This window comes from Mesorhizobium sp. M2C.T.Ca.TU.002.02.1.1 (assembly GCF_003997225.1).
The window spans coordinates 1-8,919 of record NZ_RZTO01000186.1 but is presented as its reverse complement, the minus strand read 5'-3'; the positions used below and the strand labels follow the sequence as shown (position 1 = coordinate 8,919).

Genomic DNA, 8,919 nt, shown 5'->3' with positions numbered 1-8,919 from the left:
AGGCAGCGCGCCAAAATAGCTCTCAAGGCTGGAAATGGCAGTCTCTCCTTCATTCGACTGCCTGCCCAAAGAATCCCTTCTCAGGCCAACTTCAAGTCCTAAAAAGCCATATGCGATTCCCCTGCCCTTGAGGGGGAGATGGCCGGCAGGCCAGAGAGGGGGGCCTCGCGTCGGCGCTTCCGATCTTACAGATCCTTACGCAGATCGCACCGGGTCGAGTGTAACCTTGTAAAGCTCGTTGTCGTCGCGATCCATCAGCCGCACGGTGAGCTGTTCGGTGGCGCCGGAGATATCGACCAGCCCGAAGAACTGCAGTCCGGCCGACGGCGGCAGGTTCTGGCCCTGCTCGGCGGTCGGCGCCTTGATGAATTTCAGCTCCGGCCCGAAGGTCATGTCGAGGTCGTTGGGGCCGAATGTGCCTGCGTGGATCGGGCCGGAGACGAATTCCCAGAACGGGTTGAAATCCTGGAACTGCGCCTTGTCGGGGTTGTAGTAATGCGCCGCGGTGTAGTGCACATCGGCGGTCAGCCACACCGTGTTGGTGATGCCGGCATTCTTGATGAAGCGCAGCACATCGGCGAATTCGAGCTCGCGGCCCTTCGGCGCGCCGTTGTCGTTGTTCGCAACGGCTTCGGCGCCTGATTTCTTGGCGGCATCGTCCCAGACGACCAGGCTGAGCGGCATGTCGGCGGCGATGATCTTCCAGGTCGCCTTGGAGTTCGCCAGCTCGCGCTTCAACCACTTGGACTGCTCTTCGCCGATCATGCGCGACTTCGGCGTCAGCGTTTCCTCCATGTCGGGACCGTTCGGGCCGCGATAGGAACGCATGTCGAGGAAGAACACGTCGAGCAGCGGCCCGTGCGAGATCTTGCGGTAGACGCGGCCCGGCTCCGACGGCTCGTAGCGGATGGTCGTCATCTCATGGAAGGCGCGCGCCGCCCTGGCCGCCAGCACATGGATGGATTTCTCCTTGTAGCGGTCGTCGGCGGTGAGGTCCTTCGAGTCCGACCAGTTGTTCAGCACCTCATGGTCGTCCCACTGGTAGAAGGTCGGACAGATGGCGGCGAGGGCAAGCACGTGCTTGTCCATCATGTTGTACTTCCACTGGTCGCGATATTCGTCCAGCGTCTCGGCGACCTTGCGCTTGCCGTCGAGCATGACGATGTTCTTCCACTTGCCGCCGCCGGGAAGGTCGACCTCGTCCTTCAAGGCGCCGTCGGCATAGATCGTGTCGCCCGAATGCAGGAAGAAGTCCGGCGTGTGCTTGGCAATGGTCGAATAGGTCTTCATGCCGGTCTCGTCGATGCCCCAGCCCTGGCCGGCCGTGTCGCCCGACCAGGCGAAGCGCACATCGCGCTTCGAGGCGGGCGCCGTGCGGAAGCGGCCGACGATCGGCTCGGAGACGGCATTGATGTCGGAGAGATCGGCGGCAGTCATGCGGTAGAAGATGTCCTGGTCGGAGGCGAGGTCGGTGAGCAGCCGCTTCACCGTGTAGTCGCTGGCCGGCGAGGTATCGAGCGCAGCCAGCCTCGTGGCATTGGCGAAGCTTTCTGTGGTCGACACTTCATACATCACGCGCGCCGGGCGGTCGGTGCGGGTCCAGACCATGCCGGACGTGGCGTCGACGTCGCCGGACTGGACGCCGTGCGTGAAGGCGGGGCGCTGGCTGGCGCGAGAATAATAGGGCAGTGCCAGACCGGAGGCGCCGACAAGGCCGAAGGCACTGGCCGAGGTGACGAAAGCGCGGCGGGTCAACGAGAGCTTGTTCATGGCTGTCTCCGGATGGCTTTGAACGGGACCGCCAACCTCTCGCCTCAATGTTTCAGGCGCATTTCGGAACCATGAAGTTTTGATAACAGTGCACAGAACTGCTGATCTCCCCCCTTGTGGGGGAGATGGCCGGCAGGCCAGAGGGGGGCGCGAAGGATCGCCAACTTCTCAGCGTTTGCCCGCCGAGCCTACACCCAACGGCTTGAATAGACTTGATTGCAACTGGATAACTCGGAGGGACAGCGCCCCCCTCTGCCCTGCCGGGCATCTCCCCCACAAGGGGGGAGATTGGCAGCTCAGACCATCTGCGGCTCCGGCTCGAAAGCCGGCTTGCTCGTGTTGATCAAGAGCGAAATACAAGCCGCCGCGATGCCCGTCATCCCCGCAATCAGGAACGCCAGCTCGTAATTGCCCTGCAACTCGCGCATCGTCCCACCGAAGGCGGCGGCGGCCGCGGCGCCCACCTGGTGGCCGGCGACGATCCAGCCGAATACGATCGGCCCGCTGCGGTCGCCGAAGGCTTCGTTGGCGAGCCTGAGCGTCGGCGGCACGGTGGCGATCCAGTCGAGCCCATAGAGCACAGCGAAGATGACCAGGCTGGTCGCCGAGAAGCCGGAATAAGGCAGGTAGATCAGCGACAGGCCGCGCACGGCGTAATAGACGCCGAGCAGCTTGCGCGGATCGAAACGGTCAGTGAGCCAACCGGACAGCGTCGTGCCGATCAGGTCGAAAATGCCCATCATCGACAACAGCCCGGCGGCCTGAACCTCGCCGATGCCCATATCGCCGCAGAAGGCGATGAGATGCGTGCCGACGAGACCGTTGGTGGTGAAGCCGCAGACGAAGAAGGTGGCGAACAGGTACCAGAACACCCGGGTGCCGGCGGCGCGGCGCAGCGTGTTCAGCGTATGCGCCAGGAAATTGCCCTGCGATGCCGGCGACACCGGCGGAATGTCGTTCGCATCGGCGCCGTAACGGACCTGGCCGATCGAGGAAGGGCGTTCCGGCACGAGCAGCAGAACAAGCGGGATCAGCGCCGCGGTGGCGAGGGCTACCGCAATCGCCACAGGCTTCCAGCCGCCGCTTTGCGCCAGCGAGGCGATCACGGGCAGAAACACCAGCATGCCGGTGGCGCTGGAGGCCGACATCAAGCCCATCATCAGGCCGCGATTGGTCTTGAACCAGCGGTTGACGATGGTGGCGCCAAGCACGCTCGCCACCGCGCCCGAGCCGATGCCGGAAAACACGCCCCAGGTGAGGAAGAGATGCCAGGGCTGCGTCATGAACAGGCTGAGCGCGGTCGAGCCCGACATCACCAGCAGCGCGCCAAGCAGCGTGCGGCGGAGCCCAATGCGCTCCATCAGCGCCGCGGCGAAGGGACCCGTCAGCCCATAGAGCAGGATGCCGACGCTGGCCGCCCAGGAGGTGACGTCGCGGCGCCAGCCGAAGCTTTCCTCCAGCGGAACCATCATCACCGAAGGCGCCGAGCGAAGCCCGGCCGCGATCAGCAGGCAGAGGAAAATCACGGCAACGACGACGAATGCGTAGCGCTGGCCAAACGGGCGGGACTGGGCTATCATGTTACTAACCGGTACGTTGCAGCGGGATGGCGCCATACATACGTACCGGTCAGTAACATTGTCAAGCGAGTTGTTTGAATGCCATCGGACAATAAAATTGAAGTGTCGTCGAACGCCGCCCCCGCCCCGAAGGCGGCGGACAAGATCCTGGACGTGGCGCGCGACCTTTTCTATCGCGAGGGCATTCGGGCGATCGGCGTCGACGAGATCGTCAAGCGCGCCGGCGTCACCAAACCGAGCCTCTATCGCAGCTTTCCGTCCAAGGACGAGCTCGCCGCCTCCTATCTGCGCAAATACGACTTGGAATTCTGGGAACGCTTCGACGAGGCCGTCGACGCGCATCCGGGCGATCCGCGCGCCCAGATCATCGCTTTCCTCACCCGTGTCGGCAAACGCACGCAAAAGCCGGATTACCGCGGCTGCGGCATGACCAACGCGGCGGTGGAATACCCCGAGCGCGGGCATCCCGCGCGGGTGGTGAGCGAGAACAACAAGATAGAGCTGCGCCGGCGCCTGCGCGCCATGGCGGCCGCGATGGGCGCCGCCGATTCCGACACGCTGGGCGACGGCCTGCTGCTTCTCATTGAGGGCGCTTACATCAGCGGCCAGCTTTTCGGCCTGGGCGGACCGGCGGCGGCTGTCGCCCGCAACGCCGACCTCCTGATCGAAGCCAGCTTGAAGAAATAGCGGACGGCGTTACGCTTCCGGCAACTCGAAACGGAGTTGCCATTGATGCGTGCTCTTCTGATCCCGCTTGCCCTCGCCGGTTTCTGCCAGGCGGCCCATGCCGGCGACATCTCCAGCGCCTATACCGATCTCGACTGGAAGAAGGATTGCGTGACCTATGCGCAGGCAGCGGAAGGCGATGGCGACTGGGCGAGCCTCGTTTGCTCGGGCTATCGCGGCTATCCGGTGCTGGTCGGCTACGACGACGCGCGCGAATCCGTCTATTACGGCTTTCCGTCCGACGACATGACCGCGGTCTGGGAGAGCTTCACCGCCTTCAACGGCTCCGGCCCGAAGGTGGAATGGCGGATCGAGACCAATGGCGACATCGCCATCCCCTTCGCCGCGATCCACCGCCGCTCGGTCAGCAATCCCGAGGACGAGAAGAAGTCGATCGAGGTGCTGGTCGTCGCCAAGGTGGCGCAGCCGGAAGAGCATCAGGGCTGTACGATCGGCCTGGTTTTGGCCACCGGCAACGCGCAGGCCAACGACCTGGCGCGCAAGCTTGCCGACGAGAAGGCGAAAACCTTCACCTGCGGCAAGGACAAGCGCGAGGTGATCGGCGACGTGCCGCCCTTCGGCCGGGTGGACAATTAACCGGGCACTCCTGGTTTATCCACCCGCCTCCAGATGCCGGCTAAGCATCAGCTGCAATTCCTCCAGCACGCCGTCGCGCAGCCGCTTCTCGCCGATCAAGGTCAGCGGGATGCGCATCAATTGCGGCACGATCACCGCCAGCCTTTCGGCCTGGCCGGCCGGCAACGGCGGATCGGCGGCGGCGAATAGCGTCGCGATCTGGCTGCGCCGGCGGCCGCGCATGGCGCGCCGCCAGCCGTCGTCGCCCGGCAGATCGAGCAGCGCCGAATAGGCCGGATGTCCGGCCATGAAGGCGCCAAGCCGCGCGAACAGCAGGTCGGCGATTGCCGCCGCGCTCATTCCTTGCGTCCGGTCGCGCAGGTCGTCGAGCTCGGCCGAAAGCGCCTCCGCGTTCTGCGCGAGGATCGCCTGCGCCATCGCCTGCTTGGTCGGGAAGAACAGATAGAGCGTGCCGATGGCGGCGCCTGCCTTGGCCGCGATCTCGGTCATGGTCGTCGCGTCGAATCCCTTCTCGACGAACAGCTCCGTCGCCGCCGCCATCAGCGCGGCGACGCGGTCGCGGCCTCTTTTTTGCTGCGGGGCGCGTGGCTGCGGCACAGTTGCGCTTGATTTTTCCGAGGCCATCCTCATATTCCAAACCTGAGACTATCCTCATATATAGTCTGCCGGCCCTCGACGCGCCAGCAGTGCCGGATCTGAACGCCATGACCAGACAGGACCGCCCACAGAGCCACAAATGGATGGTTCTGAGCAACACCACGCTCGGCATGCTCGCCGCCGCCATCAACGGCTCGATCCTTTTGATCAGCCTGCCGGCGGTGTTTCGCGGCATCGGCCTCAGGGCGCTCGACCCCGGCAACATCAACTACCTGCTCTGGGCGATCATCGGCTACATGATCGCCACTGCCGTGCTGGTCGTCGCCTTCGGCCGGCTGGGCGACCAGTTCGGCCGGGCGAAGATGTACAACCTCGGCTTCGCCATCTTCACCGCCGCATCCATCGCGCTCAGCCTGCTGCCAGGCCAGGGCGATTTCGCCGCCATGTATCTGATCGGCGTGCGCATCATCCAGGGCATCGGCGGCGCGCTGATCATGGCCAATTCCACGGCGCTGCTCACCGACGCCTTTCCCGAGAACGAGCGCGGCTTCGCGCTGGGCATCAATGTCGTGGCGGCGATCGGCGGCCAGTTCGTCGGCCTGTTGATCGGCGGGCTGCTCGCCGACACCGACTGGCGGCTGGTGTTCTGGATCAACGTGCCGTTCGGGCTCGTCGGCACCGTCTGGGCGTATCTGAAACTGCATGACGCGCCGAACCGTTCCAGCCACACGATCGACTGGCTGGGCAACATCAGCTTCGGTCTCGGCCTGGTCCTGATCCTCACCGCCATCACCTACGGCCTGCAGCCCTATGGCGACCAGGTGATGGCCTGGACCAGCCCGAAAGTGCTGATGCTCTTTGCCGTCGGCATCGGCTCGCTGATCGCTTTCGTCGTGATCGAGAACCATGTCGCCAAGCCGATGCTCGACCTGTCGCTGTTCCGCATTCCGGGCTTTGCCTATGGCAACGTCGCCAATCTCGCGTCGGGCATCGCCCGCGGCGGATTGCAATTCATGCTGATCGTCTGGCTGCAAGGCATCTGGCTGCCGCTGCACGGCTATTCCTTCGAGCAGACACCGCTCTGGTCGGCGATCTTCATGCTGCCGCTCACGATCGGCTTCCTGATCGCCGGGCCGATCTCCGGCTATTTCTCCGACCGCATCGGCGGCGTGCCTTTCGCCGTCGGCGGCATGGTCGCCGGTGCGGCCAGCTTCGTCGCGCTGATGCTGCTGCCGGCCGATTTCTCCTACACCGCCTTTGCCGGCCTGCTCTTCCTCAACGGCCTCGGCTCCGGCCTGTTCGTGGCGCCGAACTCGACGCAGATCATGAATTCCGTGCCGGCGCGCGAACGCGGCCAGGCCTCGGGCATGCGCGCCACCACCACCAATGCCGGCCAAGTGCTGTCGATCGGCCTGTTCTTCAGCCTGATGCTCGCCGGCCTCGCCGCCAGCCTGCCGGCGACGATGGAGGCCGGGCTTCTGGCCCAGCACGTGCCGGAAGCGATCGCGCACCAGGTCGCCAACATGCCGCCGGTCGCCAGCCTGTTCGCCGCCTTCCTCGGCTACAATCCGATGGGCGAGCTGATTCCGGCCGAAGTGCTCCATGCTTTGCCGCCGGCCAACGCCGCCACGCTGACCGGCAACCAATTCTTCCCGGAATTGATGTCGGGCCCGTTCAAGCACGGGCTGGTCTTCGCCTTCACCTTCTCGGCCATCCTCTATCTGGTCGCCGCCTTCGCCTCCTGGCGCGGCGGCCGCGGCGCCGAGGCGGAACTGCCGGAAAGCCTGGCGGCCGAGGCTGCGGGCCGACGCTGATCCGGGCGAAGGCGGCGGAGATTGGCGCCGACGAGATCATCGAGCAGACAGTCCATCCGCTGGTCAACGAAGGCGCGAAGATTCTCGAAGAAGGCATCGCCACGTGGGCGCTGACGCGGTTTGCGACGTCGGAGATTAGCGAGGACCGTGATGACAGCTGATCTTCCCCCTTGCGGGGGAGATGGTCGGCAGGCCAGAGGGGCGCTGTCCCGCCGGCGTTCCCGGCTTCCACACAGCGACCACTCACCAAATTTGACCATGTGGACAAATCTCAGGCGCCGTTCCATAGTCCTCTGCGTCTGACATTTTTGGAACGGCCGGCTCGACACGGCTGTCGAACAGAGGGGCACTTCAATGGAAAACGACCATAGCAAAACGCAACGCGCCGGCCTGTCGCGGCGCAGCGTGCTGGAACTCGGCGCGCTCGGCCTCGCGGCGGCGGCGCTGCCCGGCGCGGCCTTCGCCAAGGACAAGAAGCTGAAGGTGGCGGCGATCTTCGCCACGCCGATCGAGGAACCATGGGACAACCAGATCCATGTCGCCTTGCTGAAGGCGCAGAAGGAGCTGGGCATCGACTACAAATGGTCGGAGAAGGTGCAGACCGCCGACTTCAGCCGCGTGATGCGCGAATATGCTCAAGGGGGCTACCAGCTGGTGCTGGGCGACGCCTTCGCCGCCGAGCGCGAATCGCGCCGCACGGCCAAGCAGTTCCCGAAAACGGCCTGGCTGTTCGGCTCCGGCGCCGGCCCGGCCGAACCCAATTTCGGTGTCTTCGACAACTGGATCCATGAGCCTGCCTATCTTTCCGGCATGATCGCCGGAAAAATGTCGAAGTCGGGCACGGTCGGCGCGGTCGCGGCAATGGGCATCCCGGAAGTGAACCGGCTGGTCAACGCCTTCTTTGCCGGCGCCAAGGAAGTCAATCCCAACGTCAAGAAGAAGGTCGCTTTCATCGGCTCGTTCTTCGATCCCCCCAAGGCCAAGGAAGCGGCGGTGGCGCAGATCGATGCCGGCGTCGACGTCATCTACGCCGAGCGCTTCGGCGTCATCGAGGCGGCGGTCGAGAAGAAGATCTATGCCATCTCCAACATGTCCGACCAGTCGAGCCTCGGGCCGGATACGGTCATCACCGGCCCGGTGTGGGACATGTACCCGACGGTCGAGCAGGCGATCAAGCTCGTCAAGGCCGGCGTCTTCACCGCGCAGGACTATGGCGATTTCTCGCGCATGGCCAAGGGCGGCTCCTATCTCGCGCCCTACCACAAATTCGACAAGACGCTGCCGGCGGAGGTCAAGGACCTGGTCGAGAAGAAGAAGGCCGAGATCCTCGAAGGCAATTTCCGCGTCGACGTCGACGAGAACACGCCGGTTTCGGATTGACGCATTGTTAAGGGGTGGCGCGAGGCCCCCCTCTCTGTCCTGCCGGACATCTCCCCCTCAAGGGGGGAGATTGGCAGTTTCATTGACGACGCTCGATCTTTTCACCATTGAAAGTTGGCGAAGGCCGGCGTGACATCTGATCTCCCCCCTTGAGGGGGAGATGGCCGGCAGGCCAGAGAGGGGGGCCTCGCGCTGCCCTTCGCGGTTAGCCGGATCGCAATCCAGGGAGTCCCCTTGTCCGCCCCACTCATCGAAATGCGCGGCATCACCAAGAGCTTCGGCGCCGTCAAGGCGAACGAGGCCGTCGACCTCAGCGTCGCGCCCGGCGAGATCCTCGGCCTCTTGGGCGAGAACGGCGCCGGCAAGACGACGCTGATGAACGTGCTGTTCGGCGCCTATGCGCCGGATGCGGGCGAGATCATGGTCGAAGGCAAGCCTGTCTCCATCCATAATTC

At 64.5% G+C, this 8,919-nt stretch carries 8 protein-coding genes; 5 read left to right on the top strand and 3 right to left on the bottom strand.

Annotation, left to right across the window (positions count from 1 at the left end; translation table 11 throughout):
* Window positions 1-195: 195 nt before the first annotated feature.
* Together EOD07_RS12670 and EOD07_RS12665 are read right to left on the bottom strand one after the other, a co-directional pair.
* On the bottom strand, window positions 196-1,770 hold the full coding sequence (locus EOD07_RS12670) for an alkaline phosphatase (protein WP_127235690.1): 1,575 nt from the start codon (window positions 1,768-1,770) through the stop codon (window positions 196-198).
* Window positions 1,771-2,066: 296 nt separating this feature from the next.
* Window positions 2,067-3,350, bottom strand: coding sequence for an MFS transporter (locus EOD07_RS12665; protein WP_127235689.1), 1,284 nt, complete (start codon window positions 3,348-3,350; stop codon window positions 2,067-2,069).
* 78 nt (window positions 3,351-3,428) lie between these two features.
* Here EOD07_RS12665 and EOD07_RS12660 point away from each other — a divergent pair, with 78 nt between their 5' ends.
* The gene (locus EOD07_RS12660; protein WP_073985129.1) at window positions 3,429-4,037 is read left to right on the top strand and encodes a TetR/AcrR family transcriptional regulator; all 609 of its coding nucleotides are present in this window, start codon (window positions 3,429-3,431) and stop codon (window positions 4,035-4,037) included.
* A gap of 45 nt (window positions 4,038-4,082) precedes the next feature.
* Complete coding sequence (locus EOD07_RS12655; protein WP_127235688.1) at window positions 4,083-4,673, top strand: hypothetical protein; 591 nt, start codon at window positions 4,083-4,085, stop codon at window positions 4,671-4,673.
* A 15-nt stretch (window positions 4,674-4,688) separates the two neighbouring features.
* Here the strand turns inward: EOD07_RS12655 and EOD07_RS12650 are convergent, their stop codons facing one another.
* Window positions 4,689-5,270 (bottom strand): TetR/AcrR family transcriptional regulator, encoded by a 582-nt coding sequence (locus EOD07_RS12650; RefSeq protein ID WP_164772213.1) that lies wholly within the window; start codon window positions 5,268-5,270, stop codon window positions 4,689-4,691.
* A gap of 107 nt (window positions 5,271-5,377) precedes the next feature.
* Between EOD07_RS12650 and EOD07_RS12645 the strand changes: the two genes are divergently transcribed.
* The 3 genes from EOD07_RS12645 to EOD07_RS12630 form a co-directional block, all read left to right on the top strand.
* Window positions 5,378-7,084, top strand: a complete 1,707-nt coding sequence (locus EOD07_RS12645; protein ID WP_127235686.1) for an MFS transporter — start codon at window positions 5,378-5,380, stop codon at window positions 7,082-7,084.
* Window positions 7,085-7,438: 354 nt separating this feature from the next.
* Window positions 7,439-8,464, top strand: coding sequence for a BMP family protein (locus EOD07_RS12640; RefSeq protein ID WP_041002849.1), 1,026 nt, complete (start codon window positions 7,439-7,441; stop codon window positions 8,462-8,464).
* Between the two features lie 234 nt (window positions 8,465-8,698).
* Window positions 8,699-8,919, top strand: a 221-nt coding sequence (locus tag EOD07_RS12630; RefSeq protein ID WP_127235685.1) for an ATP-binding cassette domain-containing protein, incomplete at its 3' end; no start/stop codon positions are given.